Source organism: Kitasatospora sp. NPDC048540, from assembly GCF_040651175.1.
Lineage (GTDB): Bacteria > Actinomycetota > Actinomycetes > Streptomycetales > Streptomycetaceae > Kitasatospora.
In genome coordinates this window covers 1-24592 of record NZ_JBEZIR010000131.1, presented here as the reverse complement: position 1 = coordinate 24592, position 24592 = coordinate 1, and the positions used below count along the sequence as shown (strand labels likewise).

The 24592-nt window shown below is 74.7% G+C and carries 26 protein-coding genes and 1 pseudogene; 16 read left to right on the top strand and 11 right to left on the bottom strand.

The genetic code is table 11. The annotated features are described in order from the left end of the window. From AB0D08_RS33990 to AB0D08_RS33965, 6 genes and pseudogenes are all read left to right on the top strand, one after another. Positions 1-542, top strand: a pseudogene (locus tag AB0D08_RS33990) (ribonuclease E/G); the annotation flags it as partial. Between the two features lie 138 nt (positions 543-680). Next, a complete protein-coding gene (locus AB0D08_RS33985; RefSeq protein ID WP_033825959.1) occupies positions 681-1538 on the top strand; it encodes an alpha/beta fold hydrolase in 858 nt (285 codons plus the stop codon). Between the two features lie 448 nt (positions 1539-1986). Next, positions 1987-2133, top strand: coding sequence for a hypothetical protein (locus AB0D08_RS33980; RefSeq protein ID WP_199520562.1), 147 nt, complete (start codon positions 1987-1989; stop codon positions 2131-2133). A 291-nt stretch (positions 2134-2424) separates the two neighbouring features. Continuing rightward, positions 2425-3063: a DUF6758 family protein gene (locus AB0D08_RS33975; protein WP_033825960.1), complete on the top strand. Its 639-nt coding sequence runs from the start codon at positions 2425-2427 to the stop codon at positions 3061-3063. Positions 3064-3125: 62 nt separating this feature from the next. After that, positions 3126-3974 carry a PHP domain-containing protein gene (locus AB0D08_RS33970; protein WP_359894091.1) on the top strand — a complete coding sequence of 283 codons (849 nt, stop codon included), beginning with the start codon at positions 3126-3128 and terminating at the stop codon, positions 3972-3974. Between the two features lie 178 nt (positions 3975-4152). Continuing rightward, entirely contained in the window at positions 4153-4767 is a 615-nt protein-coding gene (locus AB0D08_RS33965; RefSeq protein WP_359894090.1) for a MarC family protein, read from the top strand. 19 nt (positions 4768-4786) lie between these two features. On the opposite strand, the gene AB0D08_RS33960 is transcribed toward AB0D08_RS33965, so the two are convergent. After that, positions 4787-5431, bottom strand: a complete 645-nt coding sequence (locus tag AB0D08_RS33960; RefSeq protein ID WP_082527264.1) for a suppressor of fused domain protein — start codon at positions 5429-5431, stop codon at positions 4787-4789. A 421-nt stretch (positions 5432-5852) separates the two neighbouring features. Between AB0D08_RS33960 and corA the strand changes: the two genes are divergently transcribed. Next, positions 5853-6965, top strand: coding sequence for a magnesium/cobalt transporter CorA (gene corA, locus AB0D08_RS33955; protein ID WP_033825963.1), 1113 nt, complete (start codon positions 5853-5855; stop codon positions 6963-6965). A gap of 48 nt (positions 6966-7013) precedes the next feature. Here the strand turns inward: corA and AB0D08_RS33950 are convergent, their stop codons facing one another. Beyond that, positions 7014-7904, bottom strand: coding sequence for a DMT family transporter (locus AB0D08_RS33950; protein ID WP_051814384.1), 891 nt, complete (start codon positions 7902-7904; stop codon positions 7014-7016). 236 nt (positions 7905-8140) lie between these two features. Here AB0D08_RS33950 and AB0D08_RS33945 point away from each other — a divergent pair, with 236 nt between their 5' ends. The 4 genes from AB0D08_RS33945 (at position 8141) to AB0D08_RS33930 (ending at position 11970) form a co-directional block, all read left to right on the top strand. Beyond that, on the top strand, positions 8141-8680 hold the full coding sequence (locus AB0D08_RS33945; protein ID WP_033825965.1) for a hypothetical protein: 540 nt from the start codon (positions 8141-8143) through the stop codon (positions 8678-8680). Between the two features lie 131 nt (positions 8681-8811). After that, positions 8812-10134, top strand: coding sequence for a CBS domain-containing protein (locus AB0D08_RS33940; RefSeq protein ID WP_359894087.1), 1323 nt, complete (start codon positions 8812-8814; stop codon positions 10132-10134). 97 nt (positions 10135-10231) lie between these two features. Further along, the gene (locus tag AB0D08_RS33935; protein WP_082527265.1) at positions 10232-10753 is read left to right on the top strand and encodes a DUF1003 domain-containing protein; all 522 of its coding nucleotides are present in this window, start codon (positions 10232-10234) and stop codon (positions 10751-10753) included. 56 nt (positions 10754-10809) lie between these two features. Continuing rightward, on the top strand, positions 10810-11970 hold the full coding sequence (locus tag AB0D08_RS33930; RefSeq protein ID WP_033825967.1) for an Mrp/NBP35 family ATP-binding protein: 1161 nt from the start codon (positions 10810-10812) through the stop codon (positions 11968-11970). 366 nt (positions 11971-12336) lie between these two features. On the opposite strand, the gene AB0D08_RS33925 is transcribed toward AB0D08_RS33930, so the two are convergent. The 4 genes from AB0D08_RS33925 to sigE all read right to left on the bottom strand — a co-directional run bounded on the left by AB0D08_RS33925 (position 12337) and on the right by sigE (position 15580). Beyond that, complete coding sequence (locus AB0D08_RS33925; RefSeq protein ID WP_199520563.1) at positions 12337-13050, bottom strand: hypothetical protein; 714 nt, start codon at positions 13048-13050, stop codon at positions 12337-12339. A gap of 155 nt (positions 13051-13205) precedes the next feature. Continuing rightward, positions 13206-13640 carry a sec-independent translocase gene (locus AB0D08_RS33920; protein WP_033825968.1) on the bottom strand — a complete coding sequence of 145 codons (435 nt, stop codon included), beginning with the start codon at positions 13638-13640 and terminating at the stop codon, positions 13206-13208. Positions 13641-13826: 186 nt separating this feature from the next. Next, the gene (locus AB0D08_RS33915; protein WP_359894086.1) at positions 13827-14759 is read right to left on the bottom strand and encodes a zf-HC2 domain-containing protein; all 933 of its coding nucleotides are present in this window, start codon (positions 14757-14759) and stop codon (positions 13827-13829) included. Next, positions 14756-15580 (bottom strand): RNA polymerase sigma factor SigE, encoded by an 825-nt coding sequence (gene sigE, locus AB0D08_RS33910; RefSeq protein ID WP_082526563.1) that lies wholly within the window; start codon positions 15578-15580, stop codon positions 14756-14758. The genes AB0D08_RS33915 and sigE overlap by 4 nt, the downstream gene beginning before the upstream one ends. Before the next feature lie 256 nt (positions 15581-15836). On the opposite strand from sigE, the gene AB0D08_RS33905 reads away from it, so the two are divergent. Further along, entirely contained in the window at positions 15837-16424 is a 588-nt protein-coding gene (locus AB0D08_RS33905; RefSeq protein WP_359894084.1) for an O-methyltransferase, read from the top strand. A 179-nt stretch (positions 16425-16603) separates the two neighbouring features. On the opposite strand, the gene AB0D08_RS33900 is transcribed toward AB0D08_RS33905, so the two are convergent. Next, positions 16604-16771: a DUF3117 domain-containing protein gene (locus AB0D08_RS33900; RefSeq protein WP_199520338.1), complete on the bottom strand. Its 168-nt coding sequence runs from the start codon at positions 16769-16771 to the stop codon at positions 16604-16606. A 304-nt stretch (positions 16772-17075) separates the two neighbouring features. Between AB0D08_RS33900 and AB0D08_RS33895 the strand changes: the two genes are divergently transcribed. Further along, positions 17076-17876 (top strand): enoyl-CoA hydratase-related protein, encoded by an 801-nt coding sequence (locus tag AB0D08_RS33895; protein WP_033820757.1) that lies wholly within the window; start codon positions 17076-17078, stop codon positions 17874-17876. Between the two features lie 243 nt (positions 17877-18119). On the opposite strand, the gene AB0D08_RS33890 is transcribed toward AB0D08_RS33895, so the two are convergent. Next, positions 18120-18698, bottom strand: coding sequence for a DNA-3-methyladenine glycosylase I (locus AB0D08_RS33890; protein WP_033820758.1), 579 nt, complete (start codon positions 18696-18698; stop codon positions 18120-18122). Beyond that, on the bottom strand, positions 18695-19120 hold the full coding sequence (locus AB0D08_RS33885) for a DivIVA domain-containing protein (protein ID WP_063794370.1): 426 nt from the start codon (positions 19118-19120) through the stop codon (positions 18695-18697). The genes AB0D08_RS33890 and AB0D08_RS33885 overlap by 4 nt, the downstream gene beginning before the upstream one ends. 157 nt (positions 19121-19277) lie before the next feature. Between AB0D08_RS33885 and folP the strand changes: the two genes are divergently transcribed. After that, positions 19278-20090 carry a dihydropteroate synthase gene (folP, locus tag AB0D08_RS33880; protein WP_051812562.1) on the top strand — a complete coding sequence of 271 codons (813 nt, stop codon included), beginning with the start codon at positions 19278-19280 and terminating at the stop codon, positions 20088-20090. A 14-nt stretch (positions 20091-20104) separates the two neighbouring features. Here the strand turns inward: folP and AB0D08_RS33875 are convergent, their stop codons facing one another. Both AB0D08_RS33875 and dapE read right to left on the bottom strand, forming a co-directional pair. Continuing rightward, entirely contained in the window at positions 20105-20917 is an 813-nt protein-coding gene (locus AB0D08_RS33875) for a TIGR00730 family Rossman fold protein (protein ID WP_033820759.1), read from the bottom strand. A 92-nt stretch (positions 20918-21009) separates the two neighbouring features. Further along, positions 21010-22080, bottom strand: coding sequence for a succinyl-diaminopimelate desuccinylase (gene dapE, locus AB0D08_RS33870; protein ID WP_033820760.1), 1071 nt, complete (start codon positions 22078-22080; stop codon positions 21010-21012). Positions 22081-22228: 148 nt separating this feature from the next. Here dapE and AB0D08_RS33865 point away from each other — a divergent pair, with 148 nt between their 5' ends. After that, the gene (locus AB0D08_RS33865) at positions 22229-23263 is read left to right on the top strand and encodes a hypothetical protein (RefSeq protein WP_051812554.1); all 1035 of its coding nucleotides are present in this window, start codon (positions 22229-22231) and stop codon (positions 23261-23263) included. A gap of 458 nt (positions 23264-23721) precedes the next feature. Next, positions 23722-24513, top strand: a complete 792-nt coding sequence (locus AB0D08_RS33860; RefSeq protein ID WP_051812556.1) for a hypothetical protein — start codon at positions 23722-23724, stop codon at positions 24511-24513. The last annotated feature ends 79 nt before the right edge of the window (positions 24514-24592 follow it).

Here is a 24592-nt window from a genome sequence, read left to right as displayed (position 1 = left end):
CGCCGTCCGAGGCTGAGGCACTGCAGGCCGTACCGGAAGGCGAACGGCGCCGAGGTCCGGGCAGCCGGACCCGGACCCGCAAGGCCGCCGAGCCGGCGGCGGTGGCCGAGGCCGCCGTGGCCGCCCCGGTGGTGGAGGTCGTGGTGGCCGAGGCCCCGGCCGCGGAGGCCTCCGCACCGGCCCCCCGCCGGACCAGGACCCGGAAGGCCGCCGCCGCCGCGCCGGCCGCCGAGGCCGTCGTCGAGGCCGTCGTCGAGGTGGTCGCGGAGACCGCCGAGGCGCCCGCCCCGCGCCGCCGCACCCGGACCCGCAAGGCCGCGGAGCCGGCGGTGGCCGAGGCCGTCGCCGAGACCGCCGCCGAGCCGGCCGAGGCCCCCGCCCCGCGCCGGACCCGGGCCCGCAAGACGGCCGCCGCCGCGCCGGCCGCCGAGGCCCAGGTGAGCATCCCGGCCCAGGAGGGCGAGCCCACCGAGGCCGCCCCGCGCCGCCGCACCCGCGCCCGCAAGGCCGCGGAGCCGGTCGAGGCCACGCCGGAGGGCTGAGCCCACGGGAGGCCCCCACCCCGTACACCGCCCGGGCGGGCCGGATCACTGCTGATCCGGCCCGCCCGGCGGCGTTCCTGGCACCGGGCGCGGCCGTAAGCTCGGAACCCCGTCCCGGTACCGAGGAGCACGCCGCCGATGAGCACCCCGCCGTTCCTGACCCTGCCCGCCTGCGCCCGGGCGTTGCGGCTGCCGACGGCCCGCGGGGAGTTCGCGCTCCTGCTGGCCGAGCCGGCCGGCCCGGCCCGGGGCACCGCGCTGCTGGTGCCCGGTTTCACCGGCAGCAAGGAGGACTTCATCGCCCTCCTCGAGCCGCTGGCCGACGCGGGGTACCGGGTGGCGGCGGTCGACCAGCGCGGCCAGTACGAGACCGGCGGTCCGGCCGACCCGGCCGCGTACGCGGTGGCGGAGCTGGGCCGGGACGTCCGGGCGCTGTCGGACGCGCTGGCCGACGGCGGCCCGCTGCACCTGCTGGGCCACTCCTTCGGCGGCCAGGTGGTCCGGGAGGCGGTGCTCGCGGCGGCCGGGGACGGTCCGCCCCCGTGGGCGTCGCTGACGCTGCTCGCCACCGGCCCGGGCGCGATCGACCCGGCCGAGGCCGCCCGGACCAAGCTGCTGGTGGACGCGCTGGCCACGATGGAGCTGGAGCCGATCTGGCAGGTGATGCAGCAGATGGAGAAGGCCCCGGCCGTCGCGCTGCCGCCGGAGGTCGCGGACTTCCTGCACCGCCGCTGGCTGGCCAACGTGCCGCAGGCGCTGAGCACCATGGGGGCGCACCTCGTCTCGGCGCCGGACCGGGTGGCCGAGCTGGCCGGGTGCCCGCTGCCGAAGCTGGTGCTGTCCGGGGTGCAGGACTACGCCTGGCCGGTCGAGGAGCAGTCGGCGATGGCCCGGCGGCTGGGCGCCGAGCGGGTCGTGGTGGAGGACGCCGGGCACTCGCCCAACGCCGAGCAGCCGGCCGCGACGGCGGCCGCACTGGCCGCCTTCTGGGGCTGACCCCGCCACCGCGTCACCGGACCTCAGGACCGGACCTCCCGGTGCCGGCCGGGCACCCCGTGCCCGGCCGCCCGGCACCGTGGGTTCACCGTGCCGCCACAGAGCAGGCGACAAAATTCGTTAGCTCGGGTAATATTTGATTCTGTCCGGGAATCACCCTGCCCGCTCAGCCACGTCCACCACCCCGTCCCGCACCGGCCTCGACGACGAGAGTCACCCGAAACCGGGACTTAACGGACGGGCAACCAGCCGGAAGCACCGACCGTGCACCGTGGTCCATGGGGCCGCAGCGCATCCGCCGGACACCGGCCGCCATCGGAGCACCACCGCCGACGGGGGGAGCGCGATGCGGGCACCAGCAGCACCGACCGGACCACCGCCCCAGCCAGGGCCGAGCCAGCCTCGGCCGACGACGCCCCGTTCACCGGGGCCAGGAAGGGAGAGGCCCATGCGCTTCGAGATCCTCCGCCTGGACGACGCCCAGGGCGCCGCCACCGACCGCCTGATCGCCGACGCCGAGACCGTCCGGGAGTACCTGAAGGCAGCCGCACTGACCGGCGAGCGCCTCTACATCCGGCCGTGCAAGGCGATCTGAGCGGGACCGGACCGGCCGAGGCCGCGTCCGACGTTCCGATACCCGGCTGACGCCCCGTTCCGCACCACGAGGAACGGGGCGTCAGTGCTTTCCCGGGCCTCCCGGCCCCGAAGGGCCGCGGGACCCGCGCGCCGGGCCTGCGACCAGCCCGGTGTTTGGCACCCCGGCCGCCGGGACATGCCCTACCGAGGCCGCATCCGCCACCGGCCGCACCTGGCCGGGCGGCGCGACGCACCACGTACGGGTGACCGTCCTTGACGCGGCGGACCGGAGGGAGGACCGTTGTCGGCTATGAGGGGCGAGCCAAGCTGCCCGAGGTGCGCCGGTCGGGTCCGCGCCCCAGGCCTGTTCTCCGACACCTGGCAGTGTGACCAGCACGGCGCCGTCTACCCGATGCAGCCCGTACTGCCGCCGAGCGTCGAGGCGCTCGGGGTGGCCGTGGCCCGTTCGCAGGTGCCCGTCTGGCTGCCCTGGCCGCTGCCCGTCGGCTGGCTCTTCACCGGCATCTCGCACGCAGGGGACGACCTCTCCGGCGCCCGCGCCACCGCGGTGGCCTGCTCCGGGCCCGCACCGCTGGGCGGCTTCGGCGAGCTGGTGCTGGTCGCCGAAGAGCTCGGCGTCGGTCTCGGCGCCCGGTACGCGGGGCTGCCCGGCCCGGACCCGGGCGACTCGGTCTCGCTCTACAAGCCCGCCGACGCCAAGCTGATGGCGGCCGGCCGGCCCACCCCGATGTTCCACGTGCCGGAGGCCCCGCCCGACCGCGCGGTGTACGTCGGCGAGGCCCGCGGGCTCTGGCTCTGGGCCATCGCCTGGCCCGAGCAGTCCGCCCTGCTGATGCACGACGAGCTGGTCATCACCGACCTGCGGGACGCGGGCGCCGAGCTCGGCCTGCTGCCCTGCGGCGCGCTCTCCCCGCGGCTGCTCGGCTGAGCGTCCGGGAGCCTCCCGCGCGCTGACTATCCTGGGGCCACCCGACCCACAGGAGCCCCGTCGTGCGCATCGACCTGCACGCCCACAGCAACGCCTCCGACGGCACCGACAGCCCGGCCGAGCTGGTCGCCGCGGCGGTCGCCGCCGGGCTGGACGTGGTCGCGCTGACCGACCACGACACCGTGGCCGGGCACGCCGAGGCCGCCGAGGCGCTGTCCGGCACCGGGCTGACCCTGGTGCCGGGCGCGGAGCTGTCCTGCCACACCGACGGCGTCAGCCTGCACCTGCTCGCGTACCTCTTCGACCCGGCCGAGCCGGCCTTCGCCGCCGAGCGGGAGCTGGTGCGCACCGACCGGTTCCGGCGGGCCCGGCTGATCGTGGAGCGCTGCCGGGAGCTGGGCGCGCCGATCGACTGGGCGCAGGTCGAACGGATCGCGGGACGCGGCTCGGTGGGCCGCCCGCACATCGCCAGCGCGCTGGTCGAGGCGGGTGTGGTGCCGACCGTCTCGGACGCGTTCACCGCGGAGTGGCTGGCCAACGGCGGGCGGGCCGACGTCCGCAAGCACGAGACCGATCCGGTCACGGCCGTGCGGCTGGTCCGGGCGGCCGGCGGGGTCCCGGTGTTCGCCCACCCCGGTGCGGCCAAGCGCGGGGACACCGTCTCCGACGAGGTGATCGCCGAGCTGGCGGCGGCGGGCCTGGCGGCCCTGGAGGTGGACCACATGGACCACGACGAGCCGACCCGGGCCCGGCTGCGCGGCCTGGCGGCCGAACTCGGCCTGCTGACCACCGGGTCCAGCGACTACCACGGCGCCCGCAAGACGGTCCGGCTCGGCGAGCACACCACCGACCCGGCGGTGTACGAGGCCCTGGTCGCCCAGGCGACCGGCGCGCGGCCGCTCACCGGCTGACCGGCCGACCGGGGCGCAGGCGGCGGGAGAGCCGTCGGCGGGCGACCGCGCCGGGTGGCGGTGTCGCGCCGCGGCGCCACGGCCGGGCGGACATCACATGACAGAATCGGGCAATCCGTACGGAACGCCCAGTGAGAGAACCCGGCATGAGCGAGCCTCACCAGTGCGAGGCCGAGCGGTGAGCGTCTTCGACACCACCGTCTTCGGGTCGCTCTTCGTCACCCTGTTCGTGATCATGGATCCGCCCGGGACCATCCCGATCTTCCTGGCGCTGACCTCCGGCCGGGCCGCCCGGGTGCAGCGCCGGATGGCCTGGCAGGCGGCGGCGGTCGCGCTCGGCGTGATCACCTGCTTCGGCCTGTTCGGCCAGCAGATCCTGGACTACCTGCACGTCTCGATCCCCGCACTGCAGGTGTCCGGCGGGATCCTGCTGCTGCTGATCGCGCTCGACCTGCTCACCGGCAAGATCGACGAGCCGACCCAGACCAAGGACGTCAACGTCGCCCTGGTCCCGCTCGGCACCCCGCTGCTGGCCGGGCCCGGGGCGATCGTCGCGGTCATCCTGGCCGTGCAGAAGGCGGACGGCGGCGCCGAGTACGCGGCGGTCTGGGTGGCGATCGTCGCCATGCACGTGGTGCTCTGGCTGACCATGCGCTTCTCGCTGGTGATCATCCGGATCATCAAGGAGGGCGGTGTGGTGTTGATCACTCGGCTGTCCGGCCTGCTGCTGTCGGCGATCGCCGTCCAGTTGGTCGCCAGCGGCGTGTTCGCCTTCATCAAGTCGTACAGCTGACCGCCGCCGCGGCCGCGGATCAGTCCAGCGGGACGGCCCGGCGCTGCGGGTCGCGCAGGTCGGTGCCGTGCCGCAGCCAGCGCTCCTGCAGCGCCTCCGCGCCCTGCACCCGCTTGAACGCGGCCTCGTTCGGGGTCATCGGCAGCAGCGGCAGGAAGCGGACCGGCTCGGCCGGCTCGGCCAGTTCGAGGTCCTCGACCAGACCGCCCGGCTCGGCCACCAGCACCGAGGTGAACGGCGCGCCCGGCCAGAGCGGGGCACCCAGGTCCAGCGAGCCGCCGGGGGCCACCACCAGCCCTTCCACCTGCGGAGTCGCCGCGAACGTGGCCAGCGTGCGGAGCACCTCGTCGCGCCCCCCGCGGACGCTGAGCACCAACTCGGCGCGCGGCCCCCGGACCGGGTCGGCCACCGCCGCGGACGGGTCGGCCATCGGTGCGGCAGACATCCCGAGCGTCGCGTAGCGGACCAGCGCGTCGGTGTCCGGACCGAAGCGCAGCACCTCGATCCGGTCCGCACCCAGGAAGGTGACCGAGGCCCGGCCGGCCGGTTCGCCGAACGCGGTCAGCAGTCTCGCCTCGACGGCGGCGAGGACCGCGGCCCGGGTCAGCTCCGACGGCTCGTCAGGAGTGGGGAAGTCACCGAAGAGCGGGAAATCGTGCGCCATGGACGCGACCTTAGCCGCCCTGCGGCCGGGCCGGGTTGGGGCACACTCCAACACGGCCCGAGCCATAGCTGTTAGTGTGAGGAGATGGCCACCCGAGTCTTCTGACACTCGGAGCCGCGGCATGAAGGAGGTGGTTGCGGTGGATACCAGCCGACCATGCAGTACCGGCAGCTCTGCCCGATCTGTCCGCCTCCGCCGCGACCTGCCCTGATCCCTCGGTAGGTAGGGCGGCGCCGCGTCCGGTCGGGAGAGCACCTTCCCCGGAGCCGAATCGTCCAAACTCCGCCCCTCACGCGGGTTTCCCGGACACCTGGCAGCCTGCCCGCTGCCGCTCGGCCCGGCATCCATCGGTGTTCCCGCCGTCGCACAGGCCGTCCACAGTGCCGCCGCGCGACGGTTCCTGCCCAAGGAGCCTGCTGCCATGTCGATGATCAACAGCCTGCGCGCCGCCGTCCGTCCGGGCCGCCGCCGGACCGACGCCTACGACCCGCTGCACCCCGGCCACCCCATCTCCGCCGTCGTCGACTGCGCGGTCTACCAGCACGGCAAGCGGGCCGGCGAGGCCTGCAGCCCGCGCGAGGCGGCCCGGCTGGTCAAGCTCTTCCAGCAGGAGGACACCGGCTCGTTCAGCTGGATCGGCCTGCACGAGCCGACCGAGGCCGAGTTCGAGGGCATCGCCCAGCGCTTCGGCCTGCACCCGCTGGCCGTGGAGGACGCGGTCCACGCGCACCAGCGGCCCAAGGTCGAGCGGTACGACGACGTGCTGTTCGCGGTCTTCAAGACCATCCGCTACGTCGACCACGACCAGCTCACCCCGACCAGCGAGGTGGTCGAGACCGGCGAGCTGATGGTCTTCGCCGGCCGGGACTTCGTGATCACCGTCCGGCACGGCGGCCACAGCTCGCTGCACGAACTGCGGCACCGGCTGGAGGCCGACGCGGACGGCTCGGGGCTGCTCGCCAAGGGCCCGGCCGCGGTGCTGCACGCCATCGCCGACCAGGTGGTGGACAACTACCTGCTGGTGGCGGACCGGCTGCAGACCGATGTGGACGAGATCGAGTTCGATGTCTTCGCCAACAAGGGCGGCCGTGGCGCCGACGTCGGCCGGGTGTACCAACTCAAGCGCGAGGTACTGGAGTTCAAGCGGGCCGTGACCCCGCTGCTGCGGCCGATGCAGCTGCTGTCGGACCCGCTGCAGCGGCTGGTCGACCCGGACATCCAGAAGTACTTCCGCGACGTCGCCGACCACCTGGCCCGGGTCACCGAGCAGGTGCACGGCTTCGACGAACTGCTCAACTCGCTGCTCCAGGCCAACCTGGCGCAGGTCTCGGTGGCGCAGAACGAGGACATGCGCAAGATCACCGCCTGGGCGGCGATCTTCGCGGTGCCCACCATGATCACCGGCATCTACGGCATGAACTTCGACTACATGCCCGAACTGCACCACAAGTACGGCTATCCGCTGGTGCTCGGCAGCGTGCTGGTGATCTGCGTCGGGATGTACCGGGGCTTCCGCCGCAACGGCTGGCTGTAGCCCCGCGGTCGCGGTGGCCCCGGATGGGCCGCCGTGGCGGCCCGGCCGTCAGCGGCGGCCGCCGCGGGCGACCAGGACCAGGCCGAGCAGGATCAGCGCGACCGCCGGGTACGCGGCCACCGGCGGCCACTGGCCGAGCCAGAAGGCGGCGATCAGGGCCGCGCCCGGGGTCTCCAGCAGGATCGCGGTCGAGGTGACCGACGGCCCCAGGGTGCGCACCACCCGGTTGCTGAGGGAGTGGCCGAGCAGTTGGGCGGCCACCATCAGCAGCACGATCTGCCACCACACCCCGGCCGGCCAGCCGGACAGCGAGGTGCCCGCCGCCAGGCAGGTGGCCAGCAGCACCACGGCCGTGGTGGCGTAGCAGATCAGGGTGTACGCGGTGGTGCTGACGGTCCGCCGGACCTCCGCGCCGAGCAGCATGTAGCCGGCCGCCGCCAGGCCCGCGCCGAGCGCCAGCGCGTCACCGCGCAGCGCCCGGGCGGAGAGCGACAGGTCGACGCCGGTCAGCACCAGCACGCCGAGGAAGGCGACGCAGGTGCCGATCCAGACCAGCCGCGGGGGGCGGTGGCCGAACAGCCGCAGCAGCACGATGGTCCACAGCGGCGTGGTGGTCACCAGCGCGGTCGCGGAGGCCACCGAGGTCATCCGCAGCGAGGGCATCCACAGCGCGAAGTGCAGGGCCAGCAGCCCGCCCGCGGCCATCGCCAGCAGCAGCGCCCGGCGGCCGATCCCGCGCAGCTCGGCGCGGTGCCGCGCCAGCGCGTACGGGCCGAGGACGCCGACCGACATGACGTTGCGCCAGAAGGCGATGGCCAGCGCGGGCGCGGCGGTGGCGCTGATCAGGGGCGCCGAGAGCGAGATGCCGGCGACGGAGACGGCCAGCAGCAGCAGGTCGATCCGGGGCAGCGCGGGCGGCTGCCCGGCGGCGTCGGCCACCCCGGCGGGGGCGGCGGCGGTGACGTCGTCGGTCGGGGCGGCGGGCACGGCTCTCCTCGGTGGCGCAGGCGGGGGATCCGTCGGGACGGACCCGACAACGGTAAGGCCTCTAAACGGGCCATGGCACTGTCGTCCTGAGCGATGAGACGGGCCCGGGCCACCCGGGCGCGGCGGGCCCGCCGGTCGTGCAGCGCCCGGGACCGGCCGGGTCTCCCCCAGGCCTTACGCTGTGGGCCATGGAGCCTTCGACGACCACGGCAGCCGACCTCCTCGACCGCGCCCTGCTGGAGGAGGCCGCGAAGAAGTCCGGCCTGCTCTGGGTCAGGGCCGAGGGACAGCCGCAGGCGCGCGCCGTCTGGCACGCCTGGCACGACGGCGCGGTCGTGGTGGTCGGCGACGGCGCCGAGCAGCCGCTGCACGGCCTCGCGGCCGGTACCGCCGCCACCGTGACCGTGCGCTCCAAGGACAAGTGGGGGCGGCTGACCAGCTGGCCCGCCACCGTCACCGAGCTGGCCCCGCGGAGCGAGGCCTGGCTCGGGGCGGTCGAGGAACTCAAGGGCAAGCGGCTGAACGCGCCCGACACCGACACCATCGGCGACCGCTGGGCCCGCGAGTGCCGGGTGCTGCGGCTCGCCCCGGCGGGCGCGCTGAGCGAGCAGCCGGGCGCGATGCCCGAGGGCCCGCTCAGCGCCGAACCGATGCCCTCCCCCGCGACCACCCGGCAGCCGATCCCGGCCGGCCTGCCCCGGCTGCTGCTGCGGCGCCGCGGGCGCTGACCCGCGGGGCGGCGCGCCCGGCCGGTGCCGGGCCGTCACCCGCGCCGCAGGTCGGCGGGCTGGCCGGTGGCCGCCCGGGTAGCCTGGGCGCGGCGCACGGAGCGAGGCGGAGCGAGAGAGAGCGGGAGCCGATGGCAGGGCCAGGAAGCCGGGTCTTCATCTCCCACCTCTCCGGCGTGGCCGTCTTCGACCCCAACGGCGACCAGGTCGGCCGGGTCCGCGACGTCGTGGTGTCGCTGCGGATCGGCGGGCGCCCGCCGCGGGTGCTCGGCCTGGTGGTCGAGGTGGTCGGCCGGCGCCGGATCTTCCTGCCGATGACCAGGGTGACCAGCCTGGAGTCCGGCCAGGTGCTCACCACCGGCGTGATCAACATGCGCCGCTTCGAACAGCGCACCTCCGAGACCCTGGTCCTGGCCGAGCTGCTGGACCGCACCGTCACCCGGGTCAAGACCCAGGAGGAGGTCACCGTCCTGGACGTGGCCATGGTGCAGACCCGGGTCCGTGAGTGGGAGATCAGCAAGGTCTTCGTCCAGGTCGGCAAGGTCGGCCGGATCCGCAAGGGCAAGGGCGAGACGCTCACCCTGGACTGGTCCGCGGTGACCGGCTTCTCGCTCACCGAGGAGGGCCAGGGCGCGGCCAACCTGCTCGCCACCTTCGACCAGCTGCGCCCCGCCGACCTCGCCAACGTGCTGCACCACCTGTCGGCCAAGCGCCGGGCCGAGGTGGCCGCGGCGCTCGACGACGACCGGCTGGCCGACGTCCTGGAGGAGCTGCCCGAGGACGACCAGGTCGAGATCATCGGCAAGCTCAAGGACGAACGCGCCGCCGACGTGCTGGAGGCGATGGACCCGGACGACGCCGCCGACCTGCTCTCCGACCTGCCGGAGGAGGCCGCCGAGCGCCTGCTGCGCCTGATGGAGCCCGAGGACGCCGCCTCGGTGCGCCGCCTGCTCTCGTACGAGGAGGACACCGCGGGTGGTCTGATGACCACCGAGCCGATCGTCCTCGAACCCGACGCGACCGTCGCGGAGGCGCTCGCCCGGGTCCGGATCGCCGACAACAAGCCGGCGCTGGCCGCCCAGGTGTACGTCTGCCGGCCGCCGACCGAGACGCCGACCGGCAAGTACCTGGGCACCATCCACTTCCAGCGGCTGCTGCGCGAGCCGCCGTACACGCTGGTCGGCTCGATCGTCGACGACGACCTCGACCCGCTACCGCCGAGCACCCCGCTGCCGCTGATCACCAGCTACCTGGCCGCGTACAACCTGGTGGCCGCGCCCGTCGTCGACGAGACCGACCACCTGCTCGGCGCGGTCACCGTCGACGACGTGCTCGACCACCTGCTGCCCGACGACTGGCGCGAGGCGGCCCTGCACGGCGGCGAGGGCGTCGAGGGGGACGTCCTCGACGACGACACCCACGAGCGCGAGAGCGAGGCGGCCGGTGGACGCTGACCGGAAGCGACGGGACGAGAGCCCGCGCCAGCGGCTCCAGGGCGACCTGCGGCAGCTGCGCCAGCTGCGCGAACTGCGGGTCCGCGAGGGCACCCGGATGCAGCGCACCGAGAGCAGCGGCGGCGGTGGCACCCGGGTCCGGCTCGACCAGCCGCGCACCGCCCGTCCGGGCCTGATCAGCCTGCCCTCGTACGACCCGGAGGCGTTCGGGAAGCTGTCCGAGCGGATCGCCCGCTTCCTGGGCACCGGACGGTTCATCGTCTGGATGACGGTGGTGGTGCTGGTCTGGGTGATCTGGAACACCCTGCTGCCGGACAGCGTGCACTTCGACGACTACCCGTTCATCTTCCTCACCCTGATGCTCTCGCTGCAGGCCTCCTACGCGGCCCCGCTGATCCTGCTCGCGCAGAACCGCCAGGACGACCGGGACCGCGTCAACATGGAGCAGGACCGGGCCCGCAGCGACCGCAACATCGCCGACACCGAGTACCTCACCCGCGAGGTCGCCACCCTGCGCCAGGGCCTCGGCGAGGTGGCCACCCGGGACTTCGTCCGCTCCGAACTGCAGTCGCTGCTCAAGGAGCTGGACGAGCGGAGGGGCGCCTCCGAGGTGCTGTGACCGGCGGCACGCTACTGGGGAGTCGGGGGCGTTCCCCGGCGCCGTACCATCAAGGCATGGCCAACGAGACAGAGGTTGCGGCCGGCGTGACGGAGGAGTCCGTACGCAAGGCCCTGGCGACGGTGCACGACCCGGAGATCAACCGTCCGATCACCGAGATCGGGATGGTGAAATCCGTCGAGATCGCCGACGGCGGCGCGGTGCGCGTCGCGGTCTACCTGACCGTCTCCGGCTGCCCGATGCGCGAGACCATCACCAACCGGGTCACCGAGGCAGTCGGCCGGGTGCCCGGGGTGAGCGGGGTGGAGGTCGAGCTCGACGTGATGAGCGACGAGCAGCGCAAGGAGCTCTCCCAGCTGCTGCGCGGCGGCGCCCCCGAGCGGGAGATCGCGTTCGCCAAGCCCGGCACGCTGACCCGGGTGTACGCGGTCGCCTCCGGCAAGGGCGGGGTCGGCAAGTCCTCGGTGACGGTCAACCTGGCCGCCGCGATGGCCGCCGACGGCCTCAAGGTCGGGGTGGTCGACGCAGACATCTACGGCCACAGCATCCCGCGGATGCTGGGCGTCGAGGGCCGGCCCACCCAGGTCCAGGACATGATCATGCCGCCGTCCGCGAACGGCGTGAAGGTGATCTCGATCGGCATGTTCACCCCGGGCAACGCGCCCGTGGTGTGGCGCGGCCCGATGCTGCACCGCGCGCTGCAGCAGTTCCTCGCCGACGTCTACTGGGGTGACCTGGACGTCCTGCTGCTCGACCTGCCGCCGGGCACCGGCGACATCGCCATCTCGGTCGCCCAGCTGGTCCCGAACGCCGAGATCCTGATCGTCACCACCCCGCAGATGGCCGCCGCCGAGGTGGCCGAGCGGGCCGGCACCATCGCGCTGCAGACCCACCAGAAGATCGTCGGCGTGATCGAGAACATGTCGGGCATGCCCTGCCCGCACTGCGACGAGATGATCGACGTCTTCGGCACCGGCGGCGGCCAGACCGTGGCCGACGCCCTGACCCGCTCGGTCGGCGCCACCGTCCCGGTGCTCGGCTCGATCCCGATCGACGTCCGCCTGCGCGAGGGCGGCGACGACGGCCGCCCGGTCGTCCTGGCCAACCCGGAGTCCCCCGCCGCGGCCGCCCTGCGCACCGTCGCGGGCAAGCTCGGCGGCCGCCAGCGCGGCCTGTCGGGGCTGTCCCTGGGGCTCACCCCGAAGAACAAGTTCTAGCTCGGGCGCACTGTCCGCCCCAACGGCCCCGGGAGTACCCCTCCCGGGGCCGTTCCGCGTCCTGGAACCGGTACCGGTGCCCTTTCAGGGGCGGCGGGGGGAGATGCCGGGCGATGAGCGCCGCGATCGGCCGGTGGCGGGCCCGACCCCGGTGACGGGCGGGCCGTGCGGGCGCACGGTCGTACGGGCTCCGTCCGTCGGCCCCGTACGGCGCCGGGCGGTACCCCGTCCTCACCACCGCGCCCCGGATCGGCATCCCGCCCCCGGACGGCGGCCGGGACCCCGGACGGCGGGCGGCCCCGCAGGGGCGGACCGGGTGTTACCGCGCCCGCCCGCCCCCGGGCCCTGGCGGGCGCCGGCCGGCCGTCAGCGGCCGTGGTAGGCCGCGAGGTCGGGGACGGCGCCGAAGCCGACGCCGTAGGCGCTGACGCCGCGGCCGTAGGCGCCGAGCAGGACACCCGGGGCCTCACCGGCCAGCACCCAGCCGTACTCGGACTCGCGGTAGCGGAAGGGCTGGGGCAGGCCGCTCACCGGGAGGGTGAGCGAGGACCAGCCGGGGCCGTCCAGGTCGTCGGCGAGGTCCCAGGCGAGGTTGGACTGCTGGTCGAGCCAGTCCTGGCGCAGGCCGCGGTCGAGCTGGCCGGGCCAGGTCGCGGCCAGCAGCCCGGAGCCCGCCAGCCAGGCCGCGGACGAGGCCGAGGTGGCCTCCAGGGTCCCGGTGTTGTCCGCGCTGCGGCGCCCGGGTCTGCGGGCCACCGTCACCACCACCGCGAACCGGCGGGAGTCCCGGGCCTCGGGCTGCTTGGCCGGCTCGTCGCCGTGGCCGAGCGACCCGTAGTCCGCGCCGCCCTCGGCCTGCCCGGCGCGGGCCCCGCCCGGGCCGGCGCCGACCTGGCCGAGCCAGCGGCGGCCGGTCCAGCCGTCGTCCAGCCCGTACCAGGGGAAGTCGGCCGCCAGGTACGGCGCCAGCGGGTCCACCGGTGCCGCCGGCACCCTCCTGCCCGTCACCGGGCGCTCCGGCCCGGGGGCACCGGGCACCCCCGCCGGGGCCGTCCCCACCGCACGACTCGTCGCGTCCATCCGGCCGCCTCCTCCACACAGCTGTCCCGTCCCGCGGCGCGCTCCGGATCGGCGCCCCCCGCGGCATTCAGCACAATAGCGGCGGACACGGCTGCGCCCCGCTCAGCCGGGCGGCGGGGCGGGGCGCGATACGTCGGCGGGCGGACCCGGGAGGCTCAGGTGGCGTCCGGGTCGAACGGCGGGCGCTCGCCGGGCACGGGCGCGGCGGCCTTGGTCAGGTCGGCGGCGGCCGGGGCCGCGGCGGCGGCCGCGGCGACCGTGGCGGGAGCCGCACCGGCGGTCTCGCTGTTCAGCACCGACTTGATGTCCAGCCCGTCCTTGAGCTCCTTGAAGCCCAGCGGGTCCTCGTTGCTCCCGAGCAGCTGCTTGCGCACGAAGGTCTTCGGGTGGAGGTCCTGGAACTCGAAGTCCTGGAACTCCGGGCCCAGCTCGGTGCGGATGTCCTCCTTGGCGCTGTCCGCGAACGAGCGGATCTTGCGCACGAAGCCCATGGTGTCCTGGATCAGCTTCGGGAGCTTGTCCGGCCCGAAGATCACCACGGCCATCACGAGCAGGGTGATGACCTCGAGTGGGCCTATGTCAGTGAACACGTAAGCTCCCCAGCTCCTATGGACGAACCCGATGAGCTCTGCGGACAGCGGACAACGGTCATTACAGCGTAATGGCCACCGGCCGGTCCATGCCCCCACCGCGTGATGAAGCGGTGGTGAAGAGACCACCGGACCACCGGCGGCCCCCGCCGGCCGGGAGTGCGCCGGGAGGGCCCGCCGGGCGCCTCAGCGCAGCAGCTGGTGCGGGTAGCCCACGGGCGTCGCGGCCGGCTGGAACGGGCCCGGCTGCTGCGCCGTACCGGGTGACGGCGAGGAGGCCAGGTGGCGGACCGGGAAGTCCACCGGCAGCTCCGCCGTGACCGGGAGCACCGCGCCGGTGCCGGGACCGCGGACCGGGGTGACGGTGGTGCTCTGCTGGTCGTCACCGGCGCCGGTCACACCGCCGACCCCGCCGACCCCGCCGAGGGTCACGGCGGCGACCGAGAAGGCACCGGCGGCGGCGAACACGAAGCGCCGGCCGCGCGGCGGGGCGGGCCGGAACACCGGGGCCGCGGCGGCGGGCGCCAGCGGCCGCGCGGACGGCAGCAGGCCGCGCCGGGCGGGTCCGAAGGGCTGCGGGCCGGGACGCCCGGCACGCGGGTCCACCCCGGGTATCGGGGCCTGCGCCCCGAGCGCGCCCCCGCCGAACGAGGAGCCCGCGCCGCGGCCGAACGAGCCGCCGGTCAGCCGGCTGCCGCCGAGCGTGCCCGCGGTGGCCTCCGGGGACACCCCGGCGACCCCGCCGCCCGGGCCTTCCCCGTGCTCGTCGTCGGGCAGCGCGGCGACCGCCATCAGCCGGGACATCAGCATCGAGGACGGCGCCGGGGTGCCGGTGCGCGTCAGCAGGTGCTTGACCGCGCGGCCCTCGTCCGCCTCGGCCAGGCACTGGGGACAGGTCGCCAGGTGCGCCTGGACCCGCTCGCGGGAGTCGTGGCCGAGCTCGCCGTCCAGGTAGGCGGAGAGCCGGTCGCCGAGGTGGTGCTCGTCCGCGGCGGGCTCGACCGGCCGCACCGGGACGGCGTGCAGCGCGAGCGCCTGGTCCTCACCGCGCCGGCCCAGCTGGAGTCGGCCGGCCCCGCGCCGGGAGCGGCCGGCCTCCGCCGGGCCGCCGCCGCTCACGAGCCCCCCCGGTCACTCTCACCGGCGGGCGCGGCGCCGACCGGCAGCGGCTCCTCGGATCCGCCGCGACGGGCGCGGCCGGGGACGGTGCCGGGCGCGCGGTGCTTGAGGGCGGCCCGCAGGTGCGAGCGGCCGCGGTGGATCCGGCTGCGCACCGTCCCGAGCTTGACGCCCAGGGTGGCGGCGATCTCCTCGTACGACAGGCCCTCGATGTCGCAGAGCACGACGGCGGCCCGGAACTCCGGGGCCAGGGTGTCCAGCGCCTGCTGGACGTCGGCGTCGAAGTGGGTGTCGCTGAAGTGCTGGGCGGGGCTGGGCTCGCGGCTGGGGAGCCGCTCGGCCGCGTCGTCCCCGAGGGCGTCGAAACGGATCCGCTGCCGTCGGCGCACCATGTCCAGGAAGAGGTTGGTGGTGATCCGGTGCAGCCAGCCCTCGAAGGTGCCGGGGGTGTAGGTGGACAGCGAGCGGAAGACCCGGACGAAGACCTCCTGGGTGAGGTCCTCGGCGTCGTGCTGGTTGCCCGTCAGGCGGTAGGCCAGGCGGTAGACCCGGGCGCTGTGCGCCTCGACGATCTCCTCCCAGCTCGGCGGCGTCCAGCCCTGCGCGTCGGGCCCCTCTGCGAAGGTCGCGCGCGTGGCGGCGGCCTCGGCCACCGGGTGGTCGGCTGCGGTCGACGTGTCCAGGGGGGATTGCACAGACTGGTTCATCACGGGCTTCGGCGTACGGGCCGACGAGGTGCCGCGGAAGTGCCGCCGCACAGGGACGTCGCCCTCGGCCACACCTCCTCGGTCGGCTCTTCTGCCCAGCAGGGCCACCACCATATCCACCTCACCCGTCAGATCTGGATAAGAGCAGTCCGCTGCCCGCCTGGCCGGGCAGGCTCACTGCCCGGGCCGGGTGGTGCGCGGTCGGATCGTCCGCTCCCGTGCTGGGACAACGGCCGGTCGCCGAACGCGGTTCCCGCCCGGCCAGTAGTGTGTGGCGGGAAATGTCGACATCAGGTCGGCATCCGCCGCTCGGGGAGAGGCAGCCATCACCGACTTCGGGCCCGCGCGCGCGGCCCTCGCGGACACCTACGTGGGCGAGGACGCGGTGCTGACCTACGCCCGGGCGCAGTCCGCGCGGCTGGGCATCCGGGCGATCGGGCCGAGCGGCGGCGCCTGTCTGCGGCTGGTCGCGGCGGCGCTGGACGCCAAGGCGGTGGCCGAGATCGGCACCGGTACCGGGGTCTCCGGCGTCTACCTGCTGCGCGGCATGCGGCCGGACGGCGTGCTGACCACCGTCGACGCCGAGCCGGTGCACCAGCAGTACGCCCGCGAGGCGTACCACGCGGCCGGCTTCGCCTCGAACCGCTCGCGCTTCATCCCGGGCCGGGCGCTGGACGTGCTGCCGCGGCTCGCCGACGGCCAGTACGACCTGGTGTTCTGCGACGGCGACCCGGCCGAGTCCCAGCAGTACCTTGCAGAATCGTTGCGCCTGCTCAGGCCCGGCGGGATGGTCTGCTTCGAGGGGGTCTTCCAGGAGGGCCGGCTGGCCGAACCCGACCAGCACGACCCGCAGACCCACGCCGTCCGCGAACTGGTCCGCGAGGTCCGGGAGAGCGAGCGGCTGCTGCCCGCCCTGCTGCCGGTCAGCGACGGACTGCTCTGCGCCGTCAAACGCTGAGCCCCCGGGGGCGGATCCCGGGGCACCTCCCCTCCGGGGCCCGGGCGCGGGCCGCAGTGGGCCCGTCCCGGCCTCCGGAGGGCCCCTGGCGGCCCCGGCAGGACAGGCGAAGGGCCCGCGTCCTGACTCGGACACGGGCCCCGCACACAGCTCGGGAGACGAGGGCAGCTCCCGCTAGGTCAGTCGCAGACCTTCTTCAGCGCCTCGCCCAGCTCTTCGGCCTCCGTAGGCGTGAGCTCCACCACGAGGCGTCCGCCGCCTTCCAGCGGAACGCGCATGATGATGCCTCGCCCCTCTTTGGTGACCTCGAGCGGGCCGTCACCCGTCCGCGGCTTCATGGCCGCCATGCTCGTTCCCCTTCCTGCAACCGCGCAGTTTCGTACCGGAAGTCCGTCCACCGCCGGTATCGAACGCATTGATCGGAAGCCATTATCCCGCATGCGGCGCCCCGATGACCAACATCACCCTCGGGACAGGGGCCGACCGGCCCTCCGGGACCGGCCCGGGGGCGGGTCCGGGCCGTGCGGGACGGTGTTCGACACGCTGCGCCGGGGTGCGCTACCTCACACTCCCCAGCCCGGCCCGGCCTCCGTCATGCTGGCCTGGCATCCGTAGCAGGACCGCCCCACGACTCCCGGGAGCCCTCAGCCCATGACCGACTCCGTGCTGTACGAACTCTCCGCCGGACTGGCCGTCGTCACCATCAACCGGCCGGACGCGATGAACGCGCTGGACGTGCCCACCAAGATCGCCCTGCGGGACGCCGTGACCGAGGCCGCGGCCGACCCCGCCGTCCGCGCGCTGCTGCTGACCGGCGCCGGCGAGCGGGCGTTCTGCGTCGGCCAGGACCTCAAGGAGCACCTGGGCCTGCTCAAGCTCGCCGAGGAGACCGGCGCGGCGCCGCTGAAGACCGTCTCGGAGCACTACAACCCGCTGGTGCGGGCGCTCGCCGGGATGCGCAAGCCCACGGTGGCGGCGGTCGGCGGGGTCGCGGCGGGCGCCGGCGCCTCGCTGGCGTTCGCCTGCGACTTCCGGATCGTCGCCGACTCGGCCGGCTTCAACACCGCCTTCGCCGGGATCGCGCTGACCGCCGACTCCGGCGCCTCCTGGACGCTGCCCCGGCTGGTCGGGCACGCCAGGGCCACCGAGCTGCTGATGCTGCCGCGGACCGTCAAAGCGGACGAGGCGCTCGCCCTGGGCCTCGCCACCAAGGTCGTCCCGGCCGCCGAACTGGCCGCCACCGCCCGCGAGTTCGCCCAGCAGCTGGCCGAGGGCCCGACCGTCGCGTACGGCGCGATCAAGGCCTCGCTGTCCTACGCCGCCGACCACTCGCTCAGCGAACTGCTCGACAAGGAGGACGAGTTGCAGACCCTGGCCGGGGACAGCGAGGACCACCGGATCGCGGTGCGCGCCTTCCTGGCCAAGGAGAAGCCGGTCTACCTGGGCCGCTGAGCAGCGCGGACCCGGGCCGCCCGCGCCGAACCGCCGTACCGGGCGCCGGTCCCACGGCGCGTTTGCCAAGTCGCGTCGGATCAGGCCGCGGCGTTGGGCGCCCGGCCGGGCGTGCGCCCGGATCACCCTCGTACTGGGTCGTACTTGGGTGGTCCGGGCGTGCGTCCGGACGGGATGCCTGGGGGTACCTCCCGGCCGGAGGCTGGGGGAGTCGCGGACCCGGCGGGACTCTGCAAACGCGCCCTAGCGGCGCCCGGTCCGCACGTGGCAGTCGGCCAGGTGGTCGTCGACCAGGCCGCAGGCCTGCATCAGGGCGTACGCGGTGGTCGGCCCGACGAACCGGAAGCCGTTCTTCTTCAGCGCCTTGGCCAGCGCCGTCGACTCCGGGGTCACGGCCGGCACCTCGGCGAGGGTGCGGGGGGCCGGGCGCCCGGGATCGGCGGCGAACTCCCAGATCAGCGGGTCCAGGCCGCCGTCGAGCGCCCGGGCCGCGCGGGCGTTGGCGATGGTCGCCTCGATCTTGGCCCGGTTGCGGATGATCCCCGCGTCCTGCATCAGCCGCTCGGCGTCGGCGGGGGTGAACTCGGCCACCTCGGCGATCCGGAAGCCCGCGAAGGCGGACCGGAACCCCTCCCGGCGGCGCAGGATCGTGATCCAGGACAGCCCGGACTGGAAGGCCTCCAGCGAGATCCGCTCGAACAGCGGGTCCTCGCCGTGCACCGGCCGGCCCCACTCGGTGTCGTGGTAGACCCGGTAGTCGTCGGAGGACTCGCCCCAGCCGCAGCGCAGCAGCCCGTCCGGGCCCGCGACCGCGCCGCTCACCGGTCGCCCGACCGGTCGGCGGGCTGCTCCGGCGCCCCGGTCCCGGTCCCGGCCTCGCCGACCACCTTGGCGAACGCCTCCAGGCCGGGCAGCGGCTCCACTCCGGCCGCCCCCTCCGGGGCCGCCTCGACCGCGCCGCGCAGCACCGCGGCCGCCTCCAGCTCGGCGATCCGGGCGTCCCGGTGCGCGAGCTCGGCGGCGAGCCGGTCGAGCACGTCGTCCACCTCGCCCATCCGGTAGCCGCGCAGTGCCATCGGCAGGCGCAGGGTGTCCACGTCGTGCGGGCCGAGCGGGCGGTCCTGCGGGAGCCGGACGTCCAGCCGGTCGTGCTCGGCGTCCGGCAGCGAGCCGCCACCGCCCAGCGCCACCAGGGCGGCACCGCCGACCACCACGGCCATCGCCACCACGATCACCCAGAACACGAGCTGTCCTCCAGAGTTCACGGCCGGCCCCGACAGAGGTGGGATCATGGTCCCCAGAAGGCCGGGGCCCATCATTGCACCCGGAGAAGCTGCGGAGGAGACACTGGTGGCACTGCGCCTCGGCCCACGGGAGTTCGGCAGCGACGAGCTGGTGATCATGGCGATCGTCAACCGGACCCCGGACTCGTTCTTCGACCGCGGCGCCACCTTCGCGGACGAGGCGGCGTTCGCCGCCGCCGAGCGGGCCATGGCCGAGGGCGCCGCGATCCTCGACATCGGCGGGGTGAAGGCCGGGCCCGGCGAGGAGGTCACGGTCGAGGAGGAGCTGCGCCGCACCGTCCCGTTCGTGGCCGAGCTGCGCCGGCGCCACCCGGACGCCGTGATCAGCGTGGACACCTGGCGGCACGAGGTCGGCGAGGCGGTCTGCGAGGTGGGCGCGGACCTGCTCAACGACGCCTGGGGCGGGGTCGACCCGAAGCTCGCCGAGGTCGCCGCCCGGTACGACGCGGGGCTGGTGTGCACCCACGCCGGCGGGGCCGAGCCGCGCACCCGGCCGCACCGCAAGGGCTACCAGGACGTGATGGCCGACATCCTGGAGGTCACCGTGGGCCTGGCCGAGCGGGCCGCCTCGCTCGGGGTGCGGCGGGACGCGCTGGTCATCGACCCGGGCCACGACTTCGGCAAGAACACCCGGCACTCGCTGGAGGCCACCCGGCGGCTGCCGGAGATGACCGCCACCGGCTTCCCGGTGCTGGTCTCGCTCTCCAACAAGGACTTCGTCGGCGAGACCCTGGACCGCCCGGTGGACCAGCGGCTGATCGGCACCCTGGCCACCACCGCCGTCTCCGCCTGGCTGGGTGCGCAGGTGTACCGGGTGCACCAGGTGGCCGAGACCCGGCAGGTGCTCGACATGGTCGCCTCGATCAGGGGCACCCGGCCCCCGGCGGTCGCCCGCCGGGGCCTGGCGTAGCGGCCGGACCGCACCTACACGGCGGTCCCGTTGGGGCGGCGGCTCTCCTCCAGGATCTTCAGCACGTCGTCGATCTCGTCGGTGACGTGGAACAGCTCCAGGTCCTGCGGGGAGGCCTTGCCCTGGGCGACCAGGGTGTTCTTCAGCCAGTCCACCAGTCCGCCCCAGTAGGCGGTGCCGAAGAGGATCACCGGGAAGCGGGTGACCTTCTTGGTCTGCACCAGGGTCAGCGCCTCGAACAGCTCGTCCAGCGTGCCGAGCCCGCCCGGCAGCACCACGAAGCCCTGCGAGTACTTCACGAACATCGTCTTGCGGACGAAGAAGTACCGGAAGTTCAGCCCGAGGTCGACGAACTCGTTGAGCCCCTGCTCGAAGGGGAGCTCGATGCCGAGCCCCACGCTGAGCCCGCCGGCGTCCGAGACGCCGCGGTTGGCGGCCTCCATCGCACCCGGCCCGCCGCCGGTGATCACCGCGTAGCCGGCCTCCGACAGTGCCCGGCCGATGGCCACCCCGGCCGCGTACTCGGGCGAGTCCACCGGGGTCCGGGCCGAACCGAACACGCTGATCGCGGCCGGGAGTTCGGCCAGCGCGCCGAAGCCCTCGACGAACTCCGAGGTGATCCGCCAGACCCGCCACGGGTCGGTGTGCAGCCAGTCGGTCGGGCCGGTGGTGTCCAGCAGGCGCTGGTCGGTGGTGCTGGTGCCGACCTGGTCCCGGCGCAGCAGCACCGGGCCCTTCTGCTTCTCCGGCCAGGGCTTCTTCCGCTCGGGCGCGCCGAACTCGTCCGGAACGGTCCCGTCGTTGGTGTCATCTCCTGTGGCTGTCATGACGAAACCCTACGCCCGTGATGACGTCTTTTCGGGAAACACCGGAGGGCGTGGAGTGAAACCGACGGCCCCGCGCCCGCGGCCGGCCGGCCTCAGGCCAGCCAGTCCCGCAGCCGCTGCTCGACCTCGGCGATGGCGCTCAGCGAGCAGTGCTCGTCCCGCTTGTGCGCCAGGTTCGGGTCGCCGGGGCCGTAGTTGACCGCCGGGACGCCGAGCGCGCTGAACCGGGCCACGTCGGTCCAGCCGAACTTGGCCCTGGCCCCGCCGCCGACCGCCGCCAGGAAGGCCCGGGCGGCGCTGCGGCCGAGGCCCGGCAGTGCGCCGGGCGCCGAGTCGGTGACGGTCAGCGGGTACCCGTCGAAGACCTCGCGCAGGTGCGCCTCGGCCTCGGCCTCGGAGCGGTCCGGCGCGTAGCGGAAGTTGACCGTCACCACGCACTCGTCGGGGATCACGTTGCCGGCCACGCCGCCGTCGATCCGGACCGCGTTGAGGCCCTCGCGGTACTCCAGGCCGTCGATCTCCACGGTGCGCGGCCGGTAGCCGGCGAGCAGGGTGAGCACCCCGGCGGCGTGGTGGATGGCGTTGTCGCCGAGCCAGCTGCGGGCGGCGTGCGCGCGGGTGCCGGTGAGGGTGATCTGCGCCCGCATGGTGCCCTGGCAGCCGCCCTCGACCATCGCGCCGCTGGGCTCCATCAGGACCGCGAAGTCCGCCGCCAGCCAGTCGGGGCGGGCGGCGGCCAGGTGGCCGAGGCCGTTGCGGGAGGCCTCGATCTCCTCGCAGTCGTAGAAGACGAAGGTCAGGTCGCGGTTGGGCGCGGGCAGCGTGGCGGCCAGCCGCAGCTGCACCGCGACCCCGGACTTCATGTCGGAGGTGCCGCAGCCGTAGAGCAGGTCGCCGTCCACGTACGAGGGCAGGTTGTCCGCGATCGGCACGGTGTCCAGGTGCCCGGCGAGCAGCACCCGCTCGGCGCGGCCGAGCGCGGTGCGGGCCACCACGTTGTTGCCGTACCGGTCGACGGTGAGGTGCGGGAGGGCGCGCAGCGCGGTCTCGACCGCGTCGGCGAGCGGCTGCTCGTCGCCGCTGACGGAGGGGAAGTCGACCAGCTGCGCGGTCAGGGCGCCGCCGTCGAGGCTCAGGTCGAGGGGTGTGTGCGGGCTGCTCATGGTCGCCCAGCCTATCGGTGCACCCGGCCGCCGCCCGGCCGGACGCGGGTCGGACGCAGGTCGGGGGCGCCGGCGGGCAACCGGATCGCGGCGTCAGGACGTCCGACTGGGTACGGTGTGCGGGCGTGTTCGGAGAAAAGGAGCTGAGGTGTCCGAGGAGACGAACGGCGGGACGGCCGGCTCCCGAGCGGCCGGGCGGCGCCGCCGGCCGCTGCGGCGGATGCTGACCGGGCTGCTGGCCCTGCTGGTGGTCGCCGGCCTGGTGGTCTACCTCAACCGGGACAAGCTGATCGCGCCGCCGGAGGGCTGCAAGATCGACACGGCGGCGGGCTCCGGCACGCTCGACCTCACCCAGGCCTCCAACGCCGCGACCATCGCCGCGGTGGCGCTCTCCCGCGGGCTGCCGGAGCGGGCGGTGACCATCGCGCTGGCCACCGCGATGCAGGAGTCCAAGATCCACAATCTGGAGGGCGGCGACCGGGACTCGCTCGGACTGTTCCAGCAGCGCCCCTCCCAGGGCTGGGGCACCGCGGAGCAGATCAAGGACCCGGTCTACGCCACCAACAAGTTCCTGGACAGCCTGGTGAAGGTGCCCGGTTACGCCCGGCTGCCGCTCACCGACGCGGCCCAGCAGGTGCAGAAGAGCGGCTACCCGCAGGCGTACGCCAAGCACGAGACCAACGCGACGCTGGTCTCCGCCGCGCTCACCGGCCGCGAACCGGCCGCGCTGACCTGCGTGGTGCACGAGCTCTCGGCGCCCTCGCCCGCCGCCCCGGACACGGCCGCGAGCCCGGCGGCCGCGGGTACGCCCGCCCCGGCCGGCTCCGCCGCGCCCGCCGGCCCGCAGCAGCCCGTGACGCTGGGCGACCGGGTGCGCCGCGAGTTCGGCAAGGCCGTGGTCGTGGCGTCCGCGCCGAAGGCGGCGAAGGACCCGCGCGAGGTGTTCGCGCTCACCCCGCAGCCGACCGCGACGGCCGACCCGGGCCCGGGTGCGCAGCGGCAGGCCGGCTGGGCGGTGGCGCAGTGGGCGGTGGCGCAGGCGCAGGACCTGGGGATCGGCAGTGTGCGCTTCGACGGCAAGGTCTGGAAGGTGGACCGGCCGACGGACGGCTGGAAGCCGCAGACCGACGCCGCGGGGACCGACCGGGTGCTGATCACGCTCGGCGCCCCGGTCAAGAAGTAGCGGCCCGCCCGGGCCCTCCTCGCCCGGGCCCCTCCTCGCCGGTACGGGCCCACCCGGACACGAAGCACCCGCGCCCCGGCCGGGGCCGGCCCTCGGGCCGTTCCGGCCGGGGCGCCCTCGCGCACCGCCCCGGTGTTGACGGACTGGTGAGCGGGTTACCGCCGGGCGGGTGATTGATGTCAATCCGGGGTTGCCGCCGGTGGCGGTCGGCGGCCCGCTCCCCGGGGTGGGGGCGACCCCGCGGTCGGCCTGTCACGGCAAGCGGAGTGACGATTCTTCAGGCCCGTCCCGCCGGGCGAGATGTCCGGTATGCCAGAAAGAGGATCGTCCGATGTTGAGCAACCCTTTACCTTGACCGGCCGAAACCTTCTCGCTCCTCTAGCGGTAATCACGTCGTCCGCCCGACGGGACACCCGTCCTCGGGGGTACGCCGGGCATCCTCACCCCTTAGGAGCACCATGTCTCACCCCCTCAAGCGCCGGATCGCCCAGGCCGCGCTGCTCGTCGCAGCAGCCGGTGCGGCACCCATGGCCGTGGCCCAGGCCGCGTCCGCCGCCGACCTGGTGCCGCCGACCGACCTGGGGGCCGGCCTGACGTCCACGCTCGAGGACGCGCCCAGCTCGTCCTCGACGGTGCAGGACGCGGCCCACGAGTTCGGCCAGGTCGCCGGGGCGACCGGCGCCGAGACCGTCTCCACCGGGGTTCCGCTGGCCGCCGACGCGGCCGGCCGGACCCTCGCGCACGCCCTCCCGGACACCAACCAGTCGCTCGGCAAGGTGACCTCCCCGGCCGGCAAGACCGCCGCCGCTGCCGGCACCCTGTCCAAGCTGGCCGCCGTGGCCGGACCCGCCCTGGTCGAGAAGGTCGGCCCCGCGGTCACCGACAAGGTCGCCCCGGCCGTCACCGACAAGGTGGTCCCGGCCACCACCCGCAGCGCCTCCGCCGCGAGCTCCCCGCTCGGCGCCGCCTCCGGCCTGCTGCCCACCGGCGCCCTGCCCACCAGCGGCCTGCCCGGCACGGACGCCGTCACCGGCCTGACCCACGCCGTCCCCGGCGCCGACTCGCTGACCTCGCTGGGCCACCCGGCCGCCGAGAACCGTCTGGGCGGCGTCCCCTCCCTGGGCTCCGGCAACCCGCTGGAGGGCCTGACCAACGGCGGTCTGACCAACGGCGGTCTGAGCGGCCTCGGCCCGGTCACCGGCCTGCTCGGCGGTCTCGGCGGTCTCGGCGGCGGCGGCCTGGGCCACTGACCCCGCCCGCCGGACAGGCCGAAGGGGCGGCCCGCACAGGCCCGGGGGCGGGAGAGGCGGTCGGCGGCGTCGAACAGCG